Annotated in this window: 19 protein-coding genes, 1 tRNA gene and 1 pseudogene; 5 read left to right on the top strand and 16 right to left on the bottom strand. The window is 59.7% G+C overall.

What is annotated here, in order from left to right:
- Nucleotides 1-247 precede the first annotated feature (247 nt).
- The 8 genes from I2H38_RS18705 to I2H38_RS21440 all read right to left on the bottom strand — a co-directional run bounded on the left by I2H38_RS18705 (nt 248) and on the right by I2H38_RS21440 (nt 9,108).
- The gene (locus tag I2H38_RS18705) at nt 248-1,045 is read right to left on the bottom strand and encodes an MBL fold metallo-hydrolase (protein ID WP_196273394.1); all 798 of its coding nucleotides are present in this window, start codon (nt 1,043-1,045) and stop codon (nt 248-250) included.
- On the bottom strand, nt 1,042-1,842 hold the full coding sequence (locus tag I2H38_RS18710; RefSeq protein ID WP_196273395.1) for a TatD family hydrolase: 801 nt from the start codon (nt 1,840-1,842) through the stop codon (nt 1,042-1,044). The genes I2H38_RS18705 and I2H38_RS18710 overlap by 4 nt, the downstream gene beginning before the upstream one ends.
- Before the next feature lie 110 nt (nt 1,843-1,952).
- Nucleotides 1,953-3,263 (bottom strand): family 1 glycosylhydrolase, encoded by a 1,311-nt coding sequence (locus I2H38_RS18715; RefSeq protein WP_196273396.1) that lies wholly within the window; start codon nt 3,261-3,263, stop codon nt 1,953-1,955.
- 51 nt (nt 3,264-3,314) lie between these two features.
- Nucleotides 3,315-4,865, bottom strand: a complete 1,551-nt coding sequence (gene metG / locus I2H38_RS18720; RefSeq protein WP_196273397.1) for a methionine--tRNA ligase — start codon at nt 4,863-4,865, stop codon at nt 3,315-3,317.
- A 40-nt stretch (nt 4,866-4,905) separates the two neighbouring features.
- Nucleotides 4,906-5,970 carry a DNA polymerase III subunit delta' gene (locus I2H38_RS18725; RefSeq protein WP_196273398.1) on the bottom strand — a complete coding sequence of 355 codons (1,065 nt, stop codon included), beginning with the start codon at nt 5,968-5,970 and terminating at the stop codon, nt 4,906-4,908.
- Nucleotides 5,960-6,634 carry a dTMP kinase gene (tmk, locus tag I2H38_RS18730; RefSeq protein WP_196273399.1) on the bottom strand — a complete coding sequence of 225 codons (675 nt, stop codon included), beginning with the start codon at nt 6,632-6,634 and terminating at the stop codon, nt 5,960-5,962. The genes I2H38_RS18725 and tmk overlap by 11 nt, the downstream gene beginning before the upstream one ends.
- Entirely contained in the window at nt 6,634-7,842 is a 1,209-nt protein-coding gene (locus I2H38_RS18735) for a D-alanyl-D-alanine carboxypeptidase family protein (protein ID WP_196273400.1), read from the bottom strand. Before I2H38_RS18735 ends, tmk begins: the two co-directional genes overlap by 1 nt.
- A 216-nt stretch (nt 7,843-8,058) precedes the next feature.
- The gene (locus I2H38_RS21440; protein ID WP_324617441.1) at nt 8,059-9,108 is read right to left on the bottom strand and encodes a septal ring lytic transglycosylase RlpA family protein; all 1,050 of its coding nucleotides are present in this window, start codon (nt 9,106-9,108) and stop codon (nt 8,059-8,061) included.
- A gap of 591 nt (nt 9,109-9,699) precedes the next feature.
- Between I2H38_RS21440 and I2H38_RS18745 the strand changes: the two genes are divergently transcribed.
- Nucleotides 9,700-9,789 (top strand) — tRNA-Ser (locus I2H38_RS18745).
- Nucleotides 9,790-10,245: 456 nt separating this feature from the next.
- On the opposite strand, the gene I2H38_RS18750 is transcribed toward I2H38_RS18745, so the two are convergent.
- On the bottom strand, nt 10,246-12,183 hold the full coding sequence (locus tag I2H38_RS18750; protein ID WP_196273401.1) for a hypothetical protein: 1,938 nt from the start codon (nt 12,181-12,183) through the stop codon (nt 10,246-10,248).
- Between the two features lie 386 nt (nt 12,184-12,569).
- On the bottom strand, nt 12,570-13,088 hold the full coding sequence (locus tag I2H38_RS18755; protein WP_196273402.1) for a transporter suffix domain-containing protein: 519 nt from the start codon (nt 13,086-13,088) through the stop codon (nt 12,570-12,572).
- Between the two features lie 186 nt (nt 13,089-13,274).
- On the opposite strand from I2H38_RS18755, the gene I2H38_RS18760 reads away from it, so the two are divergent.
- Entirely contained in the window at nt 13,275-13,736 is a 462-nt protein-coding gene (locus I2H38_RS18760) for a hypothetical protein (RefSeq protein WP_196273403.1), read from the top strand.
- 9 nt (nt 13,737-13,745) lie between these two features.
- Here I2H38_RS18760 and cax read toward each other — a convergent pair whose 3' ends face one another.
- From cax to I2H38_RS18775, 3 genes and pseudogenes are all read right to left on the bottom strand, one after another.
- A complete protein-coding gene (cax, locus tag I2H38_RS18765) occupies nt 13,746-14,825 on the bottom strand; it encodes a calcium/proton exchanger (protein ID WP_196273404.1) in 1,080 nt (359 codons plus the stop codon).
- A 46-nt stretch (nt 14,826-14,871) separates the two neighbouring features.
- Entirely contained in the window at nt 14,872-16,596 is a 1,725-nt protein-coding gene (locus I2H38_RS18770) for a SulP family inorganic anion transporter (protein ID WP_210324871.1), read from the bottom strand.
- A 716-nt stretch (nt 16,597-17,312) separates the two neighbouring features.
- Nucleotides 17,313-17,636 (bottom strand): annotated as a pseudogene (locus I2H38_RS18775) (efflux RND transporter permease subunit); the annotation flags it as partial.
- A 112-nt stretch (nt 17,637-17,748) separates the two neighbouring features.
- On the opposite strand from I2H38_RS18775, the gene I2H38_RS18780 reads away from it, so the two are divergent.
- Nucleotides 17,749-18,506 (top strand): IS5 family transposase gene (locus I2H38_RS18780; protein WP_196273406.1). Its coding sequence is split into 2 segments (ribosomal slippage): nt 17,749-18,082 and nt 18,082-18,506, totalling 759 coding nucleotides; the frame shifts between segments, so codons are not numbered across the junction.
- 164 nt (nt 18,507-18,670) lie between these two features.
- Here I2H38_RS18780 and I2H38_RS18785 read toward each other — a convergent pair.
- Nucleotides 18,671-19,519, bottom strand: coding sequence for a transporter substrate-binding domain-containing protein (locus tag I2H38_RS18785; RefSeq protein ID WP_196273407.1), 849 nt, complete (start codon nt 19,517-19,519; stop codon nt 18,671-18,673).
- Between the two features lie 233 nt (nt 19,520-19,752).
- Here I2H38_RS18785 and I2H38_RS18790 point away from each other — a divergent pair, with 233 nt between their 5' ends.
- On the top strand, nt 19,753-20,664 hold the full coding sequence (locus I2H38_RS18790; RefSeq protein ID WP_196273408.1) for a polysaccharide deacetylase family protein: 912 nt from the start codon (nt 19,753-19,755) through the stop codon (nt 20,662-20,664).
- A gap of 39 nt (nt 20,665-20,703) precedes the next feature.
- On the opposite strand, the gene I2H38_RS18795 is transcribed toward I2H38_RS18790, so the two are convergent.
- On the bottom strand, nt 20,704-21,840 hold the full coding sequence (locus tag I2H38_RS18795) for a succinylglutamate desuccinylase/aspartoacylase family protein (RefSeq protein ID WP_196273409.1): 1,137 nt from the start codon (nt 21,838-21,840) through the stop codon (nt 20,704-20,706).
- Nucleotides 21,841-21,992: 152 nt separating this feature from the next.
- Between I2H38_RS18795 and I2H38_RS18800 the strand changes: the two genes are divergently transcribed.
- Nucleotides 21,993-23,456, top strand: coding sequence for a M20 family metallopeptidase (locus I2H38_RS18800; protein WP_196273410.1), 1,464 nt, complete (start codon nt 21,993-21,995; stop codon nt 23,454-23,456).
- 243 nt (nt 23,457-23,699) lie between these two features.
- Here I2H38_RS18800 and I2H38_RS18805 read toward each other — a convergent pair whose 3' ends face one another.
- A complete protein-coding gene (locus I2H38_RS18805) occupies nt 23,700-24,230 on the bottom strand; it encodes a dihydrofolate reductase family protein (RefSeq protein ID WP_196273411.1) in 531 nt (176 codons plus the stop codon).
- Nucleotides 24,231-24,538 lie beyond the last annotated feature (308 nt).

Below are 24,538 nucleotides of genomic sequence, written 5' to 3' on the forward strand. Positions count from 1 at the left end.
CCAACGCACGTCCGTCCAGGGGAGTGTGACATTCCTAGTTTGCCACCGTGGGACATTTTAACTTTGCGCCGACAATATAAAATTCGCATAAGATATATTATGGAACTTAAATATACGAGGAATTGGAAAATGTTAGATCTTTGCACCTCTACGCCCGCACAGGACTATACGTTCTCGCCGGCGTCTCTGTGGGCGGGAATGGATGTCACGGGAGCATGATCCGGGTTTAACGACGATGATCAGGGGCTTAATTGAACTCGATCCGCATGCCGTCAAAAGCCGGCTCGATATGAGGCGGAAGTTCGGCTCGGAGCTTTTCATAGTCGAGGTCGGTGTGCAGGTTCGTCAGAACCGCGCGCTTGGGCTTGACCCGCTCGATCAATGCCAGCGCCTCAGCGACTGAAAAATGCGTCGGGTGCGGCGTATAGCGCAAGGCGTCCAGAATGAGCACATCGAGTCCCTCTAGATTGCTCATGCTGGCTGCCAGCACCTCGCTCACGTCCGGCGCATACGCGAGGTTTCCAAACCGGAATCCGAACGCTTCGATGTCCCCATGCAGCATCCGGAACGGAACTGCCTGAACCGAACCGCCTGGCCCCGAAATAACGGTCGGAACGTCGTGATCCAACCGATGGGCTTCCAGGATCGGCGGATAGCCGCTCCCCGCCGGGGTCTCGAAACAATAGCCGAACCGCATCATCAGCAATTCGCTTGTTAGCCTGTCTGCATAGATCGGTATCTTGCGGCGCATGGCGATCGCCAGCGGACGAAGATCGTCAATTCCGTGCGTATGGTCCGCGTGCTCGTGCGTGAACAACACTGCGTCGAGCCGTGTCACGGCTGCGTCGAGAAGCTGTTCACGCAGATCGGGCGATGTATCAATCAGGACGCCCGTCGTCGCATTTCCGCTCATCCGTTCCACCAGAACCGAGCAGCGGCGGCGGCGGTTTTTCGGGTTTGACGGATCGCACGCCCCCCAGCCCACACCGACACGCGGTACGCCGCCGGAGGACCCGCAACCGAGGATCGTCAGTCTCAACGTCATGACGCGGTCGCTAGCCTGTCTGCCTGTGCCGCCTTGGAGAACAGGCGATAGAAATTGGCGGTCGTGATGTCCGCGATCTCAGCGTCGCTTACCCCGATGACTTCCGCAAGGGCTCTGGCCGTATTGGCCACATAGGCCGGTTCGTTGGTTTTTCCGCGATGCGGCACGGGGGCGAGATAGGGCGCGTCCGTTTCGACCAGCAGACGCTCACGCGGGACCGCAGACGCAATGCGGCGAATATCGTCCGAGTTCTTGAAGGTCAGGATGCCCGAGAAAGAAACGTAAAGGCCGAGCTCGACGCCGACCTCAGCGAGCTTTGGCCCCGAGGAGAAGCAATGAAGAACCGCGCCGAACCGCCCTCGCCTCATCTCTTCGGAGAGAATGCGGATCATGTCCTCATCCGCGTTGCGGGCATGGATGACGAGCGGGAGTCCCGTCTCCCGCGCAGCGTCGATATGCGTGCGGAAAACCCGTTGCTGTACGTCATGAGGGCTCTTGTCATAATGATAGTCGAGGCCGGCCTCGCCGATGGCAATGCAGCGCGGATGGGCCGATAGAGTAACAATCCGATCGGTCGGGATGTCGGGCTCTGCCGCCGCATTATGCGGATGCGTGCCGATCGTGAAAAAGACCGTCTCGTAAGCCTCGGCCAGCGCGCGATAGGTCTCAAAGCGGGCGATGTGAGTCGAAATGGTCACCATTCGGCCCACTCCCGCCGCTGTGGCTGCGGCCAGGACGCCAGGAAGGCGGGTTTGGAAATCGGGGAAATCCAGGTGGCAATGACTGTCGATCAACATAGCGGAAGGCGCCCTCCTCTTTCGACGCCTCTAGAGAATATTTCGGCGAAATGGCACTGCCTCCATAAAGCGGATAGCGTCCCTTTCGTCCACCATTCTCCCGACCGGGCTCACCGGGATGCCTGCTGGACATCGTCCTGGCGATTGGAAAACAGGCGGCGCGCGCGCTCCCGATGCCGGAGAACGGGCGCTTCGTTGTATTCGTAGGGATAGACGATCGGCAGGGTCAGGCAGACGCTCTGAGCCGGCAGTACATCGCACCAATCCTCAATAAGCTGCTTGTAGCCTCTGCCGACAGGCCGGATCTGGCGATCGAGGTCGTAAAGCCCCACGGGGCAGATGCAATTGTCTTCCTGCCGAAGGGCGGAGTTCCAATCTACTTGGTCAGTCAGGGAATACCAGGTGAAGCCGACGATCGGAACGCCGTTATTCCTGACGCGCAGCACGTTGGCCCACTGCTTCCAGAGCCAATTGGCCGCCTCGTCGCCCTTCGGCCCCTCCATGAGGTTTGTTTCGGTGTGCATCACGGGCAATCGGAAGCGGTCATAATATTGCCGGGTGATCTCGTCATAGCCGAAGACATCGCCCGCGGCGGTCGTGATTCCGTTCGCCTTCACCCGATGCTCGTTGCTGAGGTAATAGTCGTTTCCCATGATGCAGTGATGTCGGAGCGACGATCGGTCGAGGAAGAAATGATACTCCTCCCGGGTCATACCGTTATCCATCACATACTCATACATTTCCGAGTCGATGCGCCGTCCGTAATTGAGGTCGAGGGAGAGAAAACGCTTGGCGTTCATGATTTCCGCCGGCTTGATCGCAGCGGGGTTCTCCGCGTGGAAATACTCCGACGACTCGCTTTGAATGAAAATAGCGTCTGGCCTGATCCGGAGAATGCGCTCCATGGCGAGCACATTGGCTTTGACCATGTGCTTGAGCGCGGTGACGAACGCGCGGTCGCTCTTCAACTGCTCGTTCCACCAGCCATAGGCGGCTGAAAACAGGGCGCAGACGAACATCTCGTTGATGGGTGTGTAGAGCTGCACCCATGGATAGCGCGCGGCGAATGCCTCCGCATAGGACGCGAAAAGCTCCGGGAAATCGGGGTTCTGGAAGTTCTCGATCCAGTCGGGAACGCCGAAATGGCAGAGATCCACGATCGGAATGATTTCCCGCTTTTCGAGTTCGCGGAAGGTCGTATCCGCGAAAGACCAATCGTAGCGGCCAGGGCCGATAAAGGTCGTGTAGAGCGGCGGCCCGTAGCGCAGAACCTGTAGACCGAGCTCCTTCACGAGGTCGAAATCGGTCTGCCAGTATTTGTAATGGCCGCACTTTTCCATCTCATCGATGCGGGTGCGGCCATTGTTGATCGTCGGGATGCTATTCTCGATCCCGGTGGCGAACATGAAGGTGGTGAACATCGCTGCTTCCGCTCCGGGCCGAAGGGCCGATCAAAGCGGAAGCGCTGTGCTTTAAGACGCCTCCGCTTCCATATAACGCGGGAAGATCGGCGCAGGTTGCGGCAGAGCCGTGCCGGCGCTAAGGCGATGGATCGGTCCGACGGCCGCAAGCACGCGCTGGTCGGGGGCAACCGACAACAGATCGAGAAGCTTGGCTGCCGCCTCAGGCACGAATGGCTGGGCCAGAATTCCGACCGCGCGCAGTACCTCCGCCGTCACGTAAAGTACCGTGGCCATGCGGGCGGGGTCTTGCTTGCGCAGCACCCAGGGCTCCTGCGAGGCGAAATAACGGTTGGCCTCCGCGACAACGGCCCAGATTTCGCTAAGCGCGGTGTGCAGGGCGTAATCGCCAAGCGCCGCCCTCGCCTTTCCCGGCAGCGCATCAGCAAGCCACAGCATATCTTGATCGGCCTGCGTGAATTCCCCCGGTTGGGGCACAGCCGCATCACAATTCTTCGCGATCATCGACAACGAGCGCTGCGCCAGATTCCCGAGATCGTTCGCAAGATCCGCATTGATCCGGTTGACGATGGCCTCGTGCGAATAGTTGCCGTCCTGTCCAAAGGGCACTTCACGCATGAAGAAATAGCGAAGCTGGTCGACGCCATAGGTCTCGGCCAGATCGAAGGGGTCGATCACGTTGCCGACCGACTTCGACATCTTCTCCCCGCGATTGAACAGGAAGCCATGCCCGAAGACCTGCTTCGGCAACGGCAACTCGGCGGACATCAGGAAAGCCGGCCAGTAAACCGTGTGGAAGCGAACGATGTCCTTGCCGATGATGTGAACATCGGCGGGCCAGTAATGCCAGCGCGGGTTGTTCTCTTCAGGGAAGCCGCAGCCGGTCAGGTAGTTGTTGAGAGCATCGATCCACACATACATCACGTGCTTCGGATCACCCGGAACGGGCAGGCCCCAGTTGAAGGTCGTGCGGCTGATCGAAAGATCCTGCAGGCCGGAACGAACGAAACTGACGATCTCGTTGCGCCGGGTCTCGGGGCTGACGAAATCCGGATTTGCCTTGTAGTGTTCCAGCAGGCGGTCCTGATAGGCGGAGAGGCGGAAGAAATAACTCTCCTCCTCGATCCACTCGACGGGAGTGCCCGTCGGGGCGCGCCAGCTTCCATCGGGCTGCTTCGTCAGCTCGCTCTCATCGTAATACGCCTCGTCCCGGACCGAGTACCAGCCCGAATACTTGGACAGATAGATATCCCCCCTCTCCTCCATGCGGCGCCAGAGTTCCTGGGTCGAGGGTAGGTGGTCGGAATCGGTCGTGCGGATGAACCGATCATAGGAGCAGTTCAGCCGGTCAGCCATGGCGCGGAACTTCGCCGCCATCTCGTCGACGAATGCCTTGGGTGTGGTGTTGTTGCGGTCGGCCGTTTGCTGGATCTTGAGGCCATGCTCGTCCGTGCCCGTCATGAAGAACACGTCATAGCCATCAATGCGCTTGAAGCGCGCGATCGCATCGGACGCGACGATCTCGTAGGCGTGGCCGATATGGGGAGCCCCATTCGGGTACGAGATGGCCGTGGTGATATAGAATTTCTGCTTGTCGGCCATACGAAAACCTTACTGGTCAAACCTTCCGGGCGGCAGCGGCCTATGCCGTTCGCCGAACCGCATCGGCAAGATCGTCGAACAGCGTCAGGATGAAAGGCCGGCGATCGAGGTTGAACACGTCGATCTCGCGCGCCGAGCGGGCGATCTTGTCACACACCTCCACCAAAGGCGCAAGGCGTGATGCGCCAAGGCTTGCATGCTGATGAAGCCGCCCTGTGACCCAGCGCTGCACTGTTTCGAGGGTCAGATCGAAATTCTCGCCGGCGTCGCGTTTAGCAAGGGACTCGGCAAGCGCCAGAACCTGCTTGGAATCCGCCCGAGGCAGGCCTTCGAGAAGCCTGTTGATGTGCTCGATGAAGGCGACTTTTTCCTCGTCCAGCAATTCGAGGCTCCGTCGCACGGACCCTTCGCTGTACCGCAACGCCTGATCGACAACGTCGTCCGAAATCTCCGTCCACGGCGATCCCAGAGAGGTGATGACGGATCGAATATCCTGGTCTGCGAGAGGTCGCAGCAGCAACCGCCGGCAGCGCGAGCGGATCGTCGGCAAAACGCGCTGGGGCGCATGGCTGACGATGAGAAAAAGCGAGCGCGGCGGTGGTTCCTCGATCACTTTGAGGAGCGCGTTGGCGCTGGAGATCGTCAGATCCTCGGCGCTGTCGACGATGCAGACCCTGTAACCGCCATCAGCCGCGGTTGAGCCGAACATGCCGAGAGCCTTCCGCACCGCATCCACTGGGATCGTGGTCGAGGCACCCTTCTTGTCCGTGGCCGGCGCGCGCCGGAGAATGGCGAGATTGGGATGCGACAGCGCCGCCACCTGACGAGCGACAGAGGATGTCGGCGCAACATCCAAATCCTGGATGTCGCTATCCCGGTTTTTCTGGGGGTCGAGAACGGTGCGGGCCACGCGATACGCAAGGGTGGCCTTGCCGATTCCCTGAGGCCCACCGATCAGCCAAGCGTGATGGAGGCGGCCGCTGCGCAGCCCTTCGATGAAAGCGGCCTCACCTTCCGCGTGCCCGAAGAAAGCGAATTGGTGTCGCGGATGACGAACGCCTTCAAGCTGATCTGGCTCGTTCATATCGGCTTCGTCACGCGACATCGAGCGGCCTCGTCACGTTTGTCGCCAGAGCCGGAAGCCGCTCGCGTACGGTCGCCCAGATGGCGGCCTCGACTTCATCCGGCGGATGATTGGCATCTATCACCGCACAGCGCTTCGGGTCGGCTTCGGCGATGGCGAGAAAAGCCCCGCGCAGCGTCTGATGGAAGGTCAGAGCCTCATCTTCGAACCGGTCAACCCCCTCCCCCTTGCTGGCGCGGCGCGAACCGGCACGGGACAGACCAATTTCGGCTGGAAGATCGAGGATCAAGGTCAGGTCGGGTTTGACACCCCGCAATGTGACCCTTTCTAGCCCATCTATCAATAGTTTATCGAGATTTCCTGAAGATCCTTGATAAGCCCGCAATGAGTCCGCAAAGCGATCGCACAACACGTGAACGCCCTTTTTGAGAGCAGGCTCGATCGTCTTGTCGATATGGTCAATACGGGCGGCGGCGAACAGGACCGCCTCGGCGAATGGCCCGAGATGCTTCGCGCGCCCCTCGAGAATGAAGGACCGGAGTTGTTCGGCATAGGGCGAGCCGCCTGGTTCTCTGGTGACGAGAACGGGCTGGCCGAGCTGTTCGAACCGCTGGCGAAGTCGACCGATCTGTGTCGACTTTCCCGCGCCCTCTCCGCCCTCGAAGGTGATGAATATGCCAGCCATCAAAGCTTATTGGTCACGCTCGACATGGCGCGACGAACCCAGCCCGTGCCGAATTCAAGAAGACCGTCCAAAGCACGCTGCCTCAGGTTTCCTTCCCTGATGTCCTCGTTGGCATAAAGGGGCATTTCTAGGGCCTGCATATCACCACGGTTGACCTGAATCCGGGCGACCTCGGCTCCCTTCTGAATAGGAGCCTTGAGCGGGCCGGTATAAACGATGCGGGCGGAGATCCGCTCTCCCTCCCCACGACGAACAAGTACACGAACGGGCTTCTTGGAGACAAGCGGTAAGGAACGCTGGTCACCGCCGAACACTTGAGCGTCCCCAATGACCTGCCCTTCGGCGAAAAGCTGCTGAGGTTCAAAGGCGCGGAACCCCCAATCGAGCAGCTTGCGCGCTTCCGTGGCACGATCCTTCGCCGTTTTCATGCCGTTCACGACGACAATGAGTCTTTGGCCGTTCTGGACGGCTGAACCGATCAGGCCGTAGCCGGATTCTTCGATATTGCCGGTCTTCAGCCCATCCGCGCCAATGTCCATGGTGAGTAACGGGTTGCGGTTTTGCTGGCGGATCTTGTTCCAGGTGAATTCGCGCTCTCCGAACATCTTATAGAGATCGGGATAGGTGTCGATGATGAAAAGGCTGAGCTTGGCGAGGTCACGAACCGTTACCTTCTGGTGTGGGTCGCTATAGCCCGTCGCATTGCGGAAGGTCGATTTTGTGAGGCCGATCTGCTGGGCTCGTTCGTTCATCAACCGGGCGAAGTTGTCCTCCGTGCCCGAAATGCCTTCTGCGATCGCGATTGCCGCGTCGTTCCCTGATTGGACCACCAAGCCACGCAGAAGATCCTCCAGCCGAATGCTGGTGTTCACCTTGGCGAACATTGAGGACCCGCCTGAACCCGCCCCCCCTCTGCGCCAGGCGTTCGTGGAGATCGTGAACTCCGAGTTCATCGACAAGCGCCCGTTCTTCAATTCGCTGAAGACAACTTCCGCCGTCATGGTCTTGGCCATGCTGGCCGGCGCCATCAGCTCATCCGCATTTTTTTCGAACAGAATGGTCTGCGTATCGGCGTCGATGAGAATGGCGGTCGGCGCCGTGGTCTGGAAGCTCTGCGCCAACGCTTCTCGTGAAAATACCAGCACTGAAATGGCACAGGAAAGAAAGCCGATAATCGCCAGCTTTCGGGAGCTCGCATCTTGGCGCATCGCAACGACACCCACACGCTTCCCTTAGGACACAGGGAATCTGTGGCGCGCCAAGGACAATTCAACGACGGGCCAGCCTCCCTGGCGGGGGCGCTCGATCCTTAGAGCGTGATCAGCAAAAGCAGGATAACCCGATCTTTGCGGCCGATCACGGTCCAATTTATTGAACTAGCTTATCATTTTCCGCCGAACCGTCGTGCTTCGGCGGATACCGCGCTACCGGAGCACGAACTTCGACTGATCGAGCGTGTTGAAGCTGCTGCTCTTGTGGAACCCTGCCTTGGATTCCTCCGGCGCGGAATAATACAAGCCGGCCAGGACCGGACGTGACGGCGGAAGAACGGTGGGACCGACCGAGCTGAGCGTCGCCACGGGCGTCGCCGCACTCGGGATCGTTCCGAGATCGAACGGCCGCTCAGGCGGGAGCGGAATCTTGCTCGCGAAAGACATCGAAACGGGCGCAGCCGAAGCAACGGTCTGCGCTGCGCTTCCCGCGGCGACAGGGGCCTCATCGGCCTCGTCGCTCGGCTCGTAGGCGCGCAAGGCGATTGCATCGCGCGGCGCGTTAGGCCGTGGTGAAGCTTGGGCGATCATCGTCGGCGCGGCGCCGGTCAGCGAGGCCGGCTGGCCATCGGTACGAAGGCTGGCGAGCAGAATGCGGTCGTCGCTGCCATTGGTCGAGGCCCGTCCGACATATTCCACCTTCACGCGCGCCGTGCCCTGGCCCTTGAAGCCGAGCGCGGAGGCGGCGCGCTCTGACACGTCGATGATGCGGTTTCCGTGAAACGGCCCGCGATCGTTCACCCGAACGATCATGGAATGGCCGTTCTGCACATTCGTGACGCGAGCATAGCTTGGCAACGGCATTGTCGTATGGGCTGCGGCGATCGAGGCGCGATCGAAAATCTCGCCGTTCGCGGTCATGCGGCCGTGGAAATTCGACCCATACCAAGAGGCAAGGCCCACGCCCGCATAGCGGCTATTCTCGTTCGGCTGATAAGTGCGGCCGGCGACCGTGTAGGGCCTTCCAACGAGTTCGCGTCCACCGCCCTTGGGAACCGGCTGGCCATCGGCGATGACCTTGGGGCTCGGAGCAACGCCGTATTTCGGGTCGATGCCGCCCCGAACATTGGAGCAGTTCGCGGCCGTCAGTGCGATGGCGGTAACGCCTGCAATGCGGAGGATGGCCTGATGATTGACCGAGGCAATGCGCCCCTTCAATCCGGTCTTCGACTCGGCGCGATCACAATGCATATCGTTGCGCATTCCCTTAGTTCGCACATCTCGCGGCACCCAATTCAGCAGGGCAGCCACCAAGGTGCTATTTCGGCGCTTAAGGGAAGGTGAAATAGCCGCGCTTGTCAATGGCAAAGCTCGCGTCAACGATACATTGTATATAAGCGTTTATAATTCATATATAACAAAGACTTACAAAATTTTCACGCGAGCCGCGCAGGCAATTCACGGTGCATAACGTTTCGGCCGAACCCCTGCCCCGGACTGCGATCACGCGACACACTGCGAGCCCCGGGGATCGCGAGAAAGGTGTGCATCCATGCGGAAAAATATCAATTAGATCAAATTTTTAGCCTCGTATCGCTCCGTCCGCACGAGGGTGAATCATATAGACCCGCACCTCTTCTCCGCGTCGCCGAACCAGATTTCGTTAACCAGACTTGCAAGGAGAGACACGAATCGACCGCCCCCATGTTCCTGGACGTTTCGGTCGATTGGCAAATGCGTCCAGCAGCCTCACTGCCTGGTCAAACGTGCGCACCAGTTGACGGCGATGGGCTCGCGGCCTTAGACAGCCTTTATCGCGAAACGAGGGCGGCACAGGCTCGCTTCCTCGTATCCGGAGGGGTGGCCGAGTGGTTTAAGGCAGCGGTCTTGAAAACCGCCGTGCGGGCAACCGTACCGTGGGTTCGAATCCCACCCCCTCCGCCATATAATATCGCAACGCCTTATAAAATAAGACGAAATTTCTTCGATGATTGGCGAAGCCCACACTTCGCCCCACATTTTTCATTCATTGCCATCCTAGTCGTCCCTTCTCAGATTCCTGTAGTCCCGCGGATCGGAACTTGCGGCAGCCGTTGGCCTAGGGGCAAAGCGGGCCGTGAAGGTCAGGTCACCCGAACGCAATGTGATCGGCTTCATTCCATCATATTTCGCTTCAGCGAGAGGCGACGTACTCCCCTCCTGCGTCGCTCCCTCCCCGGTTACGCGACCTTGAACCGCGCGGCGTCCCCGGCCTCCCCGGCCAGGCCGTCATCCAGGTCTCGGTCTCGTCCTCACAGGAGAGGACGACGGAACACTGGCGCCGAAAGAGGTCCTAACTGCGAGAAGCTTTATCATAACGAACTCCGCTTTTTTGGGGCCCGCCTAGTTGTTTTCAGCTCTTCAGAATCGTGTGACGAAGAGATAAACGGCCACGCAATAAAGCACTGGGAGCCAAGCCGCCCATGCGATCGTGACGAGCGACCATATGAAAAGAGCGCCCAGCAACACCCAAACGACAAAAAGCGCCGGCGCCCCAAAACTTGCTAAACGCAGCAGCCTGGGCTGAACGGCTTTCCATTCGGGCGGTGCCTCGCGGGGCGCATCGCTGGTCGGCGGTTCGCCCTTCACAATAAATCGCGCAATATCGTTCCAATGGGCTTCGCGAATGCCGGCTCCATGTGTCCCGACGACGAATTTGGCTTCGTGCAGGTCCGGATGGCGCGTCTCTCGCCGATGTTCGTCGAAACCATCGTATCCGGCGCTTCCGATGTCGAACATTGCCGGGAACGTCTGAAACGCCTTCGCAAAAATGGCGACGACCCAATCCTTGGTGGCGACATAATTGAGAATCTTGTCGACCTGCCCAGGCGTGCTTGCTGATTTGTCGGGCAAGAGTGCGCTCCAGGGAAAGTCGCAACGCACGACGCTGCCCGCAAAAACGACATGATGGAATTTCGCCGCCGGATAGTGCAGCAGGGCGTGCCCCAGGAGATATGTGCCGTTCGAATGTCCGACATAAGAGAATTTTGCTTCAGGATAGAGGGCGCGCATCAACACGTAATGATCCATGAGCCAACCCGTCTTCCAATGGCGGACCCACGGCGCCACGAAAGGAAATATCGCGAAATAGCCATAGGTTCCCGTGAAGGAGCGAAACACGCGCTGCTCGCGCTCGGCTTCTAGTTTGACGGCGCGCGCGATCTTGTGGGTCCAAAATCCCTTGTCGCGGATACCATGAATCACGAAAATAACGTCGGTGACCATGTCGTCAGGCGTGGCGGATAGCGTATCGGCCATGTGGGCGCGAGCGACGGCGATTTTTCTGAGATCGTCATGACTGTCGCCGGCGGCTTTCGCCAGCAACAGGAACCGCGCCTGATCCGCCAGAGTGAATTCTCGACAAATATCCGCGAGAGATTTGGCGCCCGGCGCCAAAACACTGCCGAGCGCGCCCTCAAGCATTTTGCGCTGGTCCTTGTCCGGCTTGCGCATATTTATCGCGCCATGATGCGTGGTGTCCGGCGTCTCGATCAGCACAAAGGACGCGTTGTCACCCTTGTGGACAACGATATCGACCGCATCATCCGGCGAAACCAGATCATCAATCGCGCCGAGCAGCTGAACCACGAAAATCGGAGGCACAGTCTCGCAAGTGGAGAACCGGCCCCCTCGACGGCGCAATTCGCGAGCGCGCGCCGCACGCTTTTCCACCAGCCGGCTAGATCTCATCAGAGCCAGCCATTCAAGTCGTGTTTGGACAATGAACGGCTGGCCTTGCCGCATGGCATACAAGGTCGGGACAGGCAGCCGGAGCATCGCGACGATCGCGCAATACCAGGAACCGAGCGTCCAGAATGTCGACTGCCACCAATCGCGCGCGATTTCAGGTGCCCATCCACGACTCATTCCTGCCAGCAGAATGATCCGCTCAATGCTTCCGGCCCATGTCCTTTCGAGCCCTTTCAAGTCCTTTGCGAAAGGGGCCGAGGCGGTCTCGCCGTGCACGACTACGGCGACTTTGCGGGCGATCACAGCCCCACAACTATAGCCTACCAAAATGAGACGCTCGTAAACGCCGCCGTCGCCCCGCTTCTCGCGATCGGCAAGCGCCTTGTCGATTTCTTCGACGACATCGCGAACGATTTGCTCGACTGGAGTTGTCCTGAACAGACCGAAAAAGCCGCCGTAAGGCAAAACAGGTGCAAGGATGTCGATATCCTCGGATCGCTCCTCGACCGCCGTAAAAACTCCCTGCATTTCTTCAGGGTTGCCATGAGGGCCATGCAACACAATGGCCAGTTCACGTCGGCTTCCGCGTTTTGTCAGCTGGGATTCCATCGGTTCGCTCCCCTGCGATCAAAAGAGGAAAACGTATGCGAGCACGCCGTCTCCCGCGATTTCAGATGGATCGCCATGAGGAGACTGGTTTCGGCAGGGGTTTATTCCCGGCCTCGCCGCATTTTGTTAATTCGACGGAGCAAGCCGTAGCGCGCCAATTGCTATTCCACCATCGCACCTAACTCCGTGCACCCTATCTAGGGATAGTGAGCATAGTTGGAGAATTTCAGGAGAACGCAAGAGATCTTCAAGAACAGGCGCAAGGAAAGGCCCGTTGCTACCCATCGGTCGGGGGCCCGCGCTTCGCCAGCCTTGAGAATTTTGGACGATGTGTGCCCTTCTCACATGAAGCGCTGCACTTATCTTATAGAGCGCGGCTGTCGCACCTAAGATGTCTGGCTCGCGCTTCCGGTATCGATGACCTTGGCTGTCCGGACGAAAAGCGCGTGAACCTTGGCCCAAAAATCACCGCCGAGCACGAAGAAGCTCGCGATCAGCATAAGGTCGCCTAGCACCTTAAGCCAGATATCGGATCCTGAATCGGGCCAATATTGCTCGGCATAAGGCTCCAACATCGCCGACACGAGCGGCAGGCAGAACATCACCAGCCCGATTGTATATCGCGTGCGCCCCACCTCCGCCGGGAACAGCCCCCTCAAGAGGATATCCTTGAGTTGTAGGAAGCCCTCCTTTCCCATCACGGCCACACAGACGACCAGCATAACCTTGTTAGCAACGAAAATGGCCCCAGACATCGCTGCAATGCGAGCGGGCGGCGCCTGGAGCGCGGCAGCTAGCGGAACAAGCAGCCACAGCGCGAATGCAAGGACGAAAATCGTGATTCCGAGTTTACATCGTCGCCCGGTGAGCGTGGACGGCTCCAACTCATGACGGAAAGTTTTCATGTTTGTTCTCCAGCAGCGCTTTCGGAGACGAGATCGTTACACGCGCAAACAGGGTGCCCAACTAGCCCGATCCTCACTTTCGAAATAACGCGCGAACTCGAAATCGGGACGGCGTCGCGGAGCCTGGTACCTGAAACAAAGGACCACGTCGGCTGTTAATCGTGCTGGTATCCTGGAGAATGGATCATGTCCCTCCACGCCTCGGCGACAGAGGCAGCCGAGTCATTGCGGCGCCAAGAGCGACGTCATGAGAAGTATGAGCGTTTGGTCAGCGTGACGCTCGCGCTGCCCAGACTCAAGGTTGCCGTCGCGCACCCATGCGACGTGGCCTCGCTCGATGCCGTGATGGAAGCCGTCGAGATGGGCCTGATCGAACCCATTCTCGTCGGCCCGCGCGACAAGATCGCGGCTGCGGCTAAGGACTTAGGCGGGGACATCTCCGCTCTGACGATCATCGACGCGCCGCACAGCCACGCCTCGGCGCACCAAGCTGTCGGCCTCGTCCGGGCGGGCAAGGCCGAAGCCCTCATGAAAGGGAGCCTCCACACCGACGAGTTGATGAGCGCCGTGGTGCAGAAGGAAGGCGGCCTCAGAACCGCGCGCCGGATAATGACGCCCGCGCGAGGGCGCGATCATGAGCGAAGCTAAACGCGACCTCTACGGACTCGATGGCACGCCCGGATCTGGCAGAAAGAAATACGTTACAGCGAGGATCAGATAGACGGCAAGGAGTTGAACGCCCTTCAGCCAGTCCGACCGTCCGTCCCCTGCCACCTGCCCCGTAATCAACACCGACAGCAGAACGATAAGGACCATTCCTGCCGGAAAGGTGAGGTTCATCGGAGCTGGTCCGATGACAAGGCTGACGAGCACGAGGACGGGGGCGACGAACAACGCGACCTGCACGCTCGAGCCAATGGCAATCGAGAGGGAGAGGTCCATCCGGTTTTTGATCGCGGCGGTGACCGACGTCGCGTGTTCGGCGGCATTTCCGAGTATTGCCACGATGAACACGCCGACGAACGCTTTGCTGAGGCCGGACTCTTTGGCGACCGGATCGATGGCGCCGACCAAGATCTCGCTCATCCATGCGATCATCACCGTCGCCGCCGCGAGCACGAGTGCCGCCCGGCCGGCGCTCCACGGCGGGGTGGACACCTCTCTTTCTTCAGCATCGTGTGTTCCGGTGAAAAGGGCGGAATGCGTCACGAGGGAAAACACCAGAAACAGGCAATACACCGCCAGAAGCACCACCGAGATAGTGATACTGAGCCCCCCAAGGCTTCCGGAGCTTCGCTGTCCAACGGCCACGTTATAGACGGCCGGAAGGATCAGGCCGATCGCTGCCAGCGTCAGCATCGTGGCCTGGGAGCGTGCTGCCACCGCATTGAAATGCTGCTCGGGGTGCCGCAGGCCTCCGGCGAGCATGGACGCTCCCAGGACCAGCAGGATGTTGCCGACAATCGATCCTGCGATGGAGGCCTTGACGACGTCATGGAGTCCGGCGCGCAAAGCCGCGATCGCGATGATGAGTTCTGCCGCATTGCCGAAGGTCGCGTTGAGCAGGCCGCCAATCCCCTCGCCCATCCGCTCCGCGAGATGCTCGGTCGCCTGCCCCATCCATGCGGCAAGCGGAAGGATCGCGAGGGAGGACGCAATGAACAGGAGCAGATGTTTGGCGGGAGCAAGCCATTCGAGCGCAATCGTCACCGGGATGAATATGAGGAGCCAGTTCATGAAAAAACTCCACCCGCACTTTGCGCTCGATTGGATCTCGGTTTCGTCACGAGTGCCTCTCCTCCGGCGTGGGCCACTCGACCAAATGAGTTTCGAGATAGCTGCTCACGGCGGCATCAATGGTTGGGAAGAAGGAGTTCTCGCCAAGCTCGGAGAGCAGACCGAACCGCCGCAATTTATCCTTCACGGGATCCTTGAGTTCCGCGAACAGCAAATCGATTCCGGCCGCGTGTAAGGCGTCGTTCAGCTCAGCGAGGGTGTCGGCGGCGGTGACATCCACGCTGGTGACCGGTTCCGCGGCAACGACGAGCCAAAGGACCGGCGTCGGTGATTGCGCAGCCGCTTCCATGACACGTTCGCGAAAGAACTCGGCATTGGCAAAGAACAGGGGCGCATCCCACCGGAACAGGACGAGACCAGGAATCTGCCGGGCGTGAGGGTAGCGTTTGAGGTCGTGGAAACCCATGACGCCCTCCGCATGGCCCAACACCGCGGAATGCGGCCGCCAGCCGTCCCACAGGAATTCGATCACGGCAATTCCGACCGCAAGGCCGATGCCGGGGATGGCGCCTAGAACGGCGACACCGACGAAGCACACAATTGACAGCCAGAACTCCCACGGCTGCATACGATAGATGCGGAGGAGGCCTTCGATCTCGATGAGGCCAATAGCGGACGCAATGACCACGGCTGCGAGCGCGGTTGAAGGCAAATGCTGGAGAAGGTTGGGGGCTGCGATCAGCAGGATTGCCACTGCCATCGCACCGACAACTCCGGTCAGTTGTGTGCGCGCGCCGGCTGCCTCCGCCACTGGAGTGCGGGAAGAACTGCTGCTAATCGGGAAACCCTGGAAGAAACCAGCCGCCAAATTGGCAGCGCCGAGCCCAATCATCTCCTGGTTCGGATCGACAGCAACACCGGTTCTGGCAGCATAGACGCGCGAAAGAACGCTCGTGTCGGCGAAGGACACGAGCGCGACGGCAGCGCCACCGATGAGGATGGGCGCGAGATCCGTGTAAGTGACCCAAGGGATTGAGAAGGCTGGCAGGCCCTGAGGGAGTGGGCCGAGCACTGCAACCCCAGCGCGCGCAGACAGATCGAGCACGCTGACGACCAGCGTTGCGGCTACCACCGCGATCAGGATGCCCGGCACGCGTGGCGCTTTCTTGAGAAGCAGGATCGCCGCGAGGGCCGCCGCTCCGATAGCGAGCGCGGTCCAGTTCGTCTTGCCGGCGACGATGGCGGTGCCGATGGCCCACAGATTCCTGAGAGGCCCGTCACTCTCGATCGAGAACCCGAAGAGCTTCGGGAGTTGGCTGATGAGAACTGTCAGCGCGATGCCGTTCATGTAGCCATAGCGAATGGGCTTCGACAGCAGTTCCGTGATGAAGCCGAGGCGCGCGACGCCCGCGAGAACGCACACGCTCCCCGAGACCACCGCCATCAGGCTGGCGATGGCTAGCCCTCTGTTCGGGTCTCCGCCTGACAGGGGCATAACAACGCCCAGTATGATGGCAGCGAGCGATGAATCGGGGCCCAAAACGAGAATACGGCTGGGGCCGAAGAGCGCGTAGACGAGCAACGGCACAATTGTTGCATAAAGGCCATAGATGCCGGGCACGCCGGAAGCCACCGCATACGCAATCCCGACGGGCACCAGCATCGTCGTCAGGACGAGACCTGCAAAGATGTCATGCGGGAGCCAGCCGAGCTTATACTCACGCACCGTGGCAAGCCCCGGCACCCAGCGGATCCACGTGGCCGGTATCATACGGCATCTCGCGAGAGGGAGCCAACCGAGAGCGAAATCCATCTCATGCCCGGCACCATTGTCCTGCGCCGCTTCTCATCTCCATGCATGTGGCGCGGAAGCCGAGGAAGGAAAGTCACTCCACCACTCTGATGGAATGCACGGCATTTTGATCCCCCGAGTTTCTAATGCTGGACCCTGGGAATTCTGATAAGTTAACCGCTGAGCGCTTGGGAGCATGGCCTCTCGCACTTCCAAGCGTCGAACATCGCTCTCTACATGTCTGATGGCGCTCGGCGTCAAAGGAGGTCGCGATGAGCGTTCGCGTCACGATCGGTTTCGTCGCATTCAGCCTCGCGCTGTGGTCCTTGGCTTCGGACGGACATGCCGCAAGACTTAGCCTTTCCGCATTTCAAGGCGCCTGGCTGGAACCGAGCCTCGCCTGCGAGGCCGTCTATTCCCCCGGCGGGAGAAGCGCCTCGTTCAAAAAACCTCTGAATATTTTCGCGCCAGCCTTCGTCGGGTCCGGAAACCGACTGATGACGCCCCAGGCCTCCTGCCGCATCCTCTCTGTCCAACCCGAGAGCGGAAACCGTCAGACCCTCAACATGCACTGCGCGAATTCTATCGCCGCAAACGAGGTAAAGGTGATCATGTCACCATCGCCTGACGGTGGTCTTGCGCGCTACTTCAATGAACAGGACAGGACCGGGACTATCTACCGGCGCTGTCGATAGCTATTCCCGATCCGGCGCTCTTGCGACCACCTTTTCCTCTAAATCCTGCTCGGCCATCCCGTGCGCGGACGGCGGCGTCTCCGTAGGTTTCCCCACCTTGAGGCCGCCAATTCCCTTCACCTTCTCGCGAAGCGCCTGGAACATCACGTAAAGCGGTGGGATTGCGAAGATCCCGACGAAAGAAGCGAGGATCATCCCGCCAAACACGGGCGTTCCGACATTGCGCCGAGCCAACTCCGACGCACCAGTCGCCACCACCAGCGGATAAAGGCCCAGGATGAAGGCAAGCGACGTCATTATGACCGGGCGGAACCGCAGTCGCGCCCTGCCCCCGCCACAGTCCGCTTATGCCCGACGAGCAGACTAGGGTCCGGACCCATAAACTGATTGGCGCCGCCGGGTCGGTACGATTCACGGCTTCCGGGAGGAAGCGAAGATGAATCGGGACCGTTTTTGGCTTACAGAAGCGCAATTCGCGCGGATCGAGCCGCATTTGCCCACGGATACGCGCGGGAAGCCTCGTGTTGACGACCGCCGGGTGATCAGCGGCATCGTCCATGTCCTGAAGTCAGGCGGGCGTTGGATCGATGCGCCGCCCGACTACGGGCCGCGCAAGACGCTCTACAACCGCTATGTCCGGTGGGCCGCCAGAGGTGTCTGGGTCGATCTCTTCCATGCCTTGGCAAGCGCCGGCGGTCCTCCGGCCCAGGTGCTCATCGATTCCTCCGCCGTGAAGGCGCATCGCTCGGCCTCGGGTGGAAAAGGGGGGAGCGCTGCCAAGCCATCGGCCGCTCGCGCGGCGGCCGCACGACCAAAATCCACGCGTTAGCCGATCGCGACTGCCGGCCCATCGCCTTCCTGCTCACCGGCGGACAAGTCGCTGATTGCACGGCCGGATCGGCCCTGCTGAAGCAGATGCCGCCGGCGCGCGTCCTCCATGGCGACAAGGGCTACGACAGTAACGCCATTCGCCGGCAGATTGAGGAGAACGGCACGATGCCCAACATCCCGCCCAAGGCGAATAGGCGCTGGAAGAACTGCTTCTCGCCCACCCTCTACCGCGACCGCAACGCCATCGAGCGCATGTTCTGTCGCCTAAAAGACTTCCGCCGCGTCGCCACGCGATACGACCGCCTCGCCGTCAACTTCCTCGCCGCCGTCTGCATCGCAGCAACCGTCAGCTACTGGTTATGAGTCCGAACCCTAAGGCGCTACTTCAGCTTCGTGCCAGTAGCAGACCTTCAGGACTATTCCGCTAGATCGTCGGTCTCCATCGGATCGATTTAGTATCCAACAAAGTTCGTTCCCCAAAATGAAAAGACGAGAGGCTGCACCGCAACCTCTCGTCCAAAGCGATATTATTTCGGGCTCACGTCGAACTTGAACCACTTCTCAGACAGGGTCTTCATCGTGCCGTCGGCGATCATCGACTGAATGGCAGGGTCGAGCTTCGCCTTCAGGTCGGCCTCGCCCTTGCGCAGACCGATGCAGGTGTCGGTTGCCATGATGCCGCCCGTCAGGAGAGGTCCGGCCATAGAGACATCCTCATTGCCCGGGCGCGAAACCGCATCCCGCAGATAGACGATGTTATCGAACACGGCATCGACACGGCCGGCGAGGAGATCCAGCGTATGCTGCTCAGAAGACTTGTAGGTCTTTACAGTGACCGTGTCCTTGAAGGTCTCCTCGATGAATTGCTGCTGGCTCGTGGACAGCGGCACACCGATCGTCTTGCCCTTGAGAGCGGTCTGGATGTCCTTGTACACCGGTTCCCAGCTAGCCTTCTCGTTCGTCGACATGGCCTCGCCTGTCTTGGGGAGCTTGGCGAGAGGCGAGGACTTGAGAACGCCAAAGGTATTTGAAGTGCGCGCGTAAGGGAGAGTGAAATCCATAACTTCGCGCCGCTTCGGGTTCGGCCCCATCGTCAGCACGGCATCGAATTTACCGGCGACCAGGCCCGGCACCTGACTGTCCCAATCCTGCGCCACGATCTGGCACTTGAGATTGGCGCGCTTGCAGACCTCATTGGCGACGTCGATGTCGTAGCCTACCACCTTGCCGTCCGCTGTGGTCGAGTTGTAGGGCGGAAACGCTCCCTCGACACCAATGGTAATCTGCGTCCACTCCTTGGCCGCAGCCGGCTGCCCGAGCAGCGCTACGAGAGCAAGGACGGGCGCTGCGGCCCTGATGAACTTCGAATCCTTCATGACATCCTACCCAGAATAAAGATTGTTGGAGGAGTAGTATATTCAACTCCGGTTTACAGGAGATGCAGCAGACCTTGGATTCTGCCCTTGGACTCCGCGACCTTACGTTAGATGATTGTACCAAAAAGTGGGTATAATTTTTTCACACAATAATGATGCCATGCATGCGCTGGCCTCGCAAACGGTGGCTTAGAAGTGCCGTTGTGAGCGTTGATCTGAAGCAAGAGGATTCGATGACAGACAGTAAGCCGCATCCCAATGGAGAGCCCTATGATTGGCCGGAGCCTACATGGCGCAGGATCGTCAATCGTGCCCGTGCCGGCCGCGATTTGACGCCCGTGCAATGGCCAAACGGTGCCCGTTGCGCCATCGCACTTTCCTTCGACGCGGACCACGATACCATCCCGCTGCGCGATGGGCTCGAAAGCCCGATGATGATCAGTCAGGGGCAATACGGCTCACGGCGCGGAGTGCCCCGCATTCGCGCCATCCTCGAGAAAGAGGAGATCCCTGCAACCTTCTTCTATCCAGCAGTCTCGGCGATGCTTTATCCAGACGAGGTGCGTGGTGTCGCGGGCGAAGGTCATGAGATCGCCATCCACTCCTGGATCCACGAACGCAACAATCTTCTACCTTATGAAAAGGAGCGCGAGCTCAGCTTCCGTTCCGCGGAGAAGTTGTCCGAGATCAGTGGTCGTGATCCCGTCGGGATGCGCACCGCCAGCTGGGATTTCTCGCCCAACACCTTGGAGATCATCCGAGAGATGGGGCTTCTGTACGACTCGAGCCTTATGGCGGACGATGATCCCTACGAGCTTCTCTCCAACGGCGAGCCGACGGGGATTGTCGAATTGCCGCCCGAATGGATCAGGGACGATGCAGTCTATATGGTCATGGAGCGCTTCTCCGGGCTTCGCCCCTACACGGCTCCCTCGGCTGTAGAGGAAATCTTCAAAGCGGAGTTCGACGGCGCATGGGAGGAGAAGGGCCTATACGTCCTCACCATGCATCCCGATGTCATCGGGCATCGCAGCCGGATCGGGATTTTACGGCGCCTGATTGCTCACATGAAAGCGAAGGGAAGCTGCTGGTTCGCGACCCACGAACAAATCGCCCGCTGGTGCAAGGAGCAAGCGGGCATCTGAAAAAAGCGAGCCCCGCGGAAAGCGGGGCTCCATTCCATGCTAGGGATAGGGGTCTCCCAGATTGTCGGGTACCTTCGCGGGATCTGTCCCGGCAATGGACAGGAAGGCCGTGCCAGGACGGGCAATCCGCGAGAACAGCCTGCCGAAAACGATCCCATCGGTGCGTGCGCGCAGGACTGTGCGGGGAGCGTCGAGCGGCGCATCCGGTGAGACGATTTCCGCCACCACCTGCCCTTCCTTGACCTTATCGCCCAGGGCTACCTTGTGCACGATGATGCCAGGTACGGGCGACCGTACGTGATCGACGGCATCGACAGGAGTTCCTTGACACAAAGCGTCCGGCAGAGGGCCTGGATCTCCCGCGAGAACGCCACGCCGCTGCATGAATTTTATCAAGGCATCCGCATCGAAGGCCGCGAATTCGTCGGTGACATCGGCCTGACCGCGATATTCCAACGTTACCGAGAGACAGCCGTGATCGAGGGGAACATCGGGGAAGGCCTCCTTGATGCGCACCCAAGGCAGCTCGCAAGACTCATCGAAGCTCCCGCCCCCTCCTCCGGTAGCGATGAGCGAGGCGTGACTTTGAACTTGCGCCGAAAGATCCTCCGCCGACGGCCAGCCGGCGCCATTGCAATACAGATACGTAATGCCCTCGAAATGGCAGTGCAGATCCAGCACGATATTCGCATCCACGGCGAGTTGCAGGAGCTTGATGCGAAGTGCAGCGAGTTCCGAATGTGACTTCAGGTCGGCCACTGTGTCCCGCAAGGCTCCGCGAACGATCCGGTCGTTCTCGGCGGCATCGGATCCGAACCGGTCCTGGAGCCGCTCGATCACCGCGGGTGCGATGTCCGGGAAGTTCCGATTGAAATTCCCTCCACCTCCGAGATCGCCGCGTCCGATATGCATGTTCAGCATCCGTTGCCCCAATCCGATCGGATTGGCGAACGGGACGACAACGATCTGTCCGAGCACTTCTCCCGCTTTGTCGGCAGCAATCAGGCGCTGCAGCAAATGATGCGCCGCCAGCATGGCGGGCGTTTCGTCCGCATGTAGCGCCGCCTGGATGTAGACTTTAGGCCCTGCCGTTTCATCACCGAAGCGATGGACCTGCAAGCGGCGGCTGGTGCCAAAGCTGCCTTGGAGGATCTCAATCTCTTCCACCTTATGCATCAGTGACAACTCCCTGTTTTTCGGTGACATGCTCAATGCGGACACGCGTTCCGCTGATTGATATCATCGGGCCGGTGATTCGCTATCGCCGAAAGACTGATTGTTAAGCACATACAAAATGCATGGGATCGGCAGAAGGAATCGTTCTCGACATGACCCGTGAATCCGCAATCCACTATGCTGAGGACTTGGTTGACTCCGGCACATTCAAGACCGGGCTTGCGCGCCTGATCGCGATGCCGACAGAGAGCCAAAATCCGGGGCGGAGTGAGGTTTTGGAGGAGTATCTCGCAAATGGGATCAGGCCCATGCTCGAGGAACTTGGCTTCACTTGCACGCGGTTGACGCATCCTTCCGCAGAGGCGCCATTTCTGTTTGCCGAGCGGATCGAAGGGGACCAATTGCCGACTATCCTCGGATATGGTCATGGCGATGTCGTTCGGGGGCTGGATGCCAGCTGGACACCCGGCTTGTCTCCCTGGGTCCTGACGGAAGTCGACGAGAAGTGCTACGGTCGCGGCGTCGTCGACAACAAGGGGCAGCATGCAATCAATATAGCGGCCCTCAAATCCGTTCTGGAAACACGCGGCAAGCTCGGCTTCAACGCGAAGTTTCTCATTGAGATGGGTGAGGAGGTCGGCTCGCCTGGATTGCGTGAGTTATGTGCGCAGCACAGAAGCCTGTTTATGGCGGACGCTCTCATCGCGTCCGATGGACCGCGTCTCGCACGTGAGCTGCCGACGCTTTTTCTAGGCACACGCGGTGCTGCAACTTTCGACCTGACGATCGATGCGCGCAGTGGCGGCCATCATTCGGGCAATTGGGGCGGCTTGCTCTCGGACCCGGCCATTCAGCTCGCGCATGCGATCAGCACGATCGTGTCGCCGACCGGGCGCATCCTGATCGATGCGTGGGTGCCGAGAGATATTCCCGCAAGTGTGCGCCGTGCGTTGTCAGAATGCGTGGTGGATGGAGGGTCTGACGGGCCAAGTATCGATCCAGACTGGGGCGAGCCCGGGCTTTCCCGGGCAGAGCAGGTATTTGGCTGGTGCTCGTTTGACGTGCTTGCCATGGAGGCCGGCGATCCTGCAACTCCGGTGAACGCCGTGCCGCCGCGCGCCTGGGCGCGCTGTCAGCTGCGCTTCGTTGTCGGCATCAACCCCGATGACATCATGCCGGCTTTACGCCGTCACCTCGACCGCCACGGTTTTAACATGGTGGCTGTGACGGACGTGGACGGGATTTCGCACGCCACACGGCTCGATCCAGAAGATGAATGGGTCCAGTTTACCGCCAGGTCGATCGAGCGTACGTCGCAGCGAAAGCCGGTCATTTTGCCGAACCTCGGCGGAACGCTTCCGAACGACATTTTCGCCGAGGTTCTCGGATTGCGGACGATCTGGGTACCGCACTCGTATCCAGGCTGCTCGCAGCACGGTCCCGACGAGCACCTGCCGTTGGACATCCTTCGCGATGGGCTGCGCCTGATGACAGGCATATACTGGGATCTCGGTGAAATGCGCGATGCAATACGAGGTGATGTTTTCGAGGAACCGCCCGTATTCTTGAGAGCAGAGAAGCCGACAGTCTCGTGTAGCCACAGTCCCAACTACTAACCTCTCGATGGCCCTCATGCTAACGCTGAAAACCATCTTCCAGCGTACTGTCGAGGACGCGAGGACTGCTTTGGGTCAGATCTCGACCTTTGAGATTTACTCGGAATGTCCGCTCGTTGCGTTATGAGCGGACCCAAGCATTACTTCAGAAAAGCGCCAGGAGCCGCCATTTAAGCTTGCTCCATGGCTCTTCTGCTGTCGACCCAAAGCGAACCTGACGCATCGGCGCAGTCCGTCGCGCGATCAAGCAGGAACGTACGTCAACCTGATCACGTCCTCGCCAATTAGATCGCTGGCCACAAGGCGGAGCGGTGGCCGGTGGCCGGCGAAGAATGGCTTGCCGCGACCGAGCACGACGGGGTGGAGGTAGAGGCGATACTCATCAATAAGACCAAGGTCGGTTAGGCTTCGTGCCAAGTCTGGTCCGGAAACTGCAATCTCCCCAACGAGCCGAGCCCTCAGGCCACGTATCACCGCCTCGATGTCATCCTCGACAAGTGTGGCGTTGGGGCCGACTGACTTCGACGAGCGCGACACGACCCACTTCGGTTGGCGCCGCCACGCCGCCGCGAACTCGCGTTGCTCCGCACTCCACTCAGGACGGTCTTCGTCCCAATAACGCATGATCTCGTACATGCGGCGACCGTACACACTGCCCGTCAGGTCGCGCACTTGCTCTATCCAGTGACGAAAGAGCGCGGGACCTGTCGGCATTTCTAGGTGGTCGACGTAGCCGTCCAGGGACTGGTTCATTCCAAAGACGAGCTTCGCCATGCTGCAAAATCTCCACCGCAGGGTATTCAGAATAGCTTGAGGCGACATTACGCAAAAGTGAGGTTGGGCATAAACTGCGCGCCGCTTTGTCGGAGTGACGAATAACCGAAGGACCGCTAACCACCCGTCGCGGACATTCGCAGCGCCCACGTCGAATGGCAGCTTTGGGGCCGGGAGCGGACTGGCGGCTTCTGGAAGGCTTATGATGGATACTAGACGCTCGGAGCATCGTGCAAAACGCAGAATTTCGTCTCAGATGAATGGCTGTGAGCTGCACTGTGCCGGCCTAAAACACCACCGTCGCATTT

Origin of the sequence: Microvirga alba, assembly GCF_015694465.1 — a bacterium.
GTDB lineage: Bacteria > Pseudomonadota > Alphaproteobacteria > Rhizobiales > Beijerinckiaceae > Microvirga > Microvirga alba.

Coding starts and splice junctions, on each gene's coding strand:
- I2H38_RS18705 (WP_196273394.1), bottom strand. CDS start 1,045: ATGACGTTGAGACTGACGATCCTCGGTTGCGGGTCCTCCGGCGGCGTA.
- I2H38_RS18710 (WP_196273395.1), bottom strand. CDS start 1,842: ATGTTGATCGACAGTCATTGCCACCTGGATTTCCCCGATTTCCAAACC.
- I2H38_RS18715 (WP_196273396.1), bottom strand. CDS start 3,263: ATGTTCACCACCTTCATGTTCGCCACCGGGATCGAGAATAGCATCCCG.
- metG (WP_196273397.1), bottom strand. CDS start 4,865: ATGGCCGACAAGCAGAAATTCTATATCACCACGGCCATCTCGTACCCG.
- I2H38_RS18725 (WP_196273398.1), bottom strand. CDS start 5,970: ATGTCGCGTGACGAAGCCGATATGAACGAGCCAGATCAGCTTGAAGGC.
- tmk (WP_196273399.1), bottom strand. CDS start 6,634: ATGGCTGGCATATTCATCACCTTCGAGGGCGGAGAGGGCGCGGGAAAG.
- I2H38_RS18735 (WP_196273400.1), bottom strand. CDS start 7,842: ATGCGCCAAGATGCGAGCTCCCGAAAGCTGGCGATTATCGGCTTTCTT.
- I2H38_RS21440 (WP_324617441.1), bottom strand. CDS start 9,108: ATGCGCAACGATATGCATTGTGATCGCGCCGAGTCGAAGACCGGATTG.
- I2H38_RS18750 (WP_196273401.1), bottom strand. CDS start 12,183: ATGGAATCCCAGCTGACAAAACGCGGAAGCCGACGTGAACTGGCCATT.
- I2H38_RS18755 (WP_196273402.1), bottom strand. CDS start 13,088: ATGAAAACTTTCCGTCATGAGTTGGAGCCGTCCACGCTCACCGGGCGA.
- I2H38_RS18760 (WP_196273403.1), top strand. CDS start 13,275: ATGTCCCTCCACGCCTCGGCGACAGAGGCAGCCGAGTCATTGCGGCGC.
- cax (WP_196273404.1), bottom strand. CDS start 14,825: ATGAACTGGCTCCTCATATTCATCCCGGTGACGATTGCGCTCGAATGG.
- I2H38_RS18770 (WP_210324871.1), bottom strand. CDS start 16,596: ATGATACCGGCCACGTGGATCCGCTGGGTGCCGGGGCTTGCCACGGTG.
- I2H38_RS18785 (WP_196273407.1), bottom strand. CDS start 19,519: ATGAAGGATTCGAAGTTCATCAGGGCCGCAGCGCCCGTCCTTGCTCTC.
- I2H38_RS18790 (WP_196273408.1), top strand. CDS start 19,753: ATGACAGACAGTAAGCCGCATCCCAATGGAGAGCCCTATGATTGGCCG.
- I2H38_RS18795 (WP_196273409.1), bottom strand. CDS start 21,840: ATGCATAAGGTGGAAGAGATTGAGATCCTCCAAGGCAGCTTTGGCACC.
- I2H38_RS18800 (WP_196273410.1), top strand. CDS start 21,993: ATGACCCGTGAATCCGCAATCCACTATGCTGAGGACTTGGTTGACTCC.
- I2H38_RS18805 (WP_196273411.1), bottom strand. CDS start 24,230: ATGGCGAAGCTCGTCTTTGGAATGAACCAGTCCCTGGACGGCTACGTC.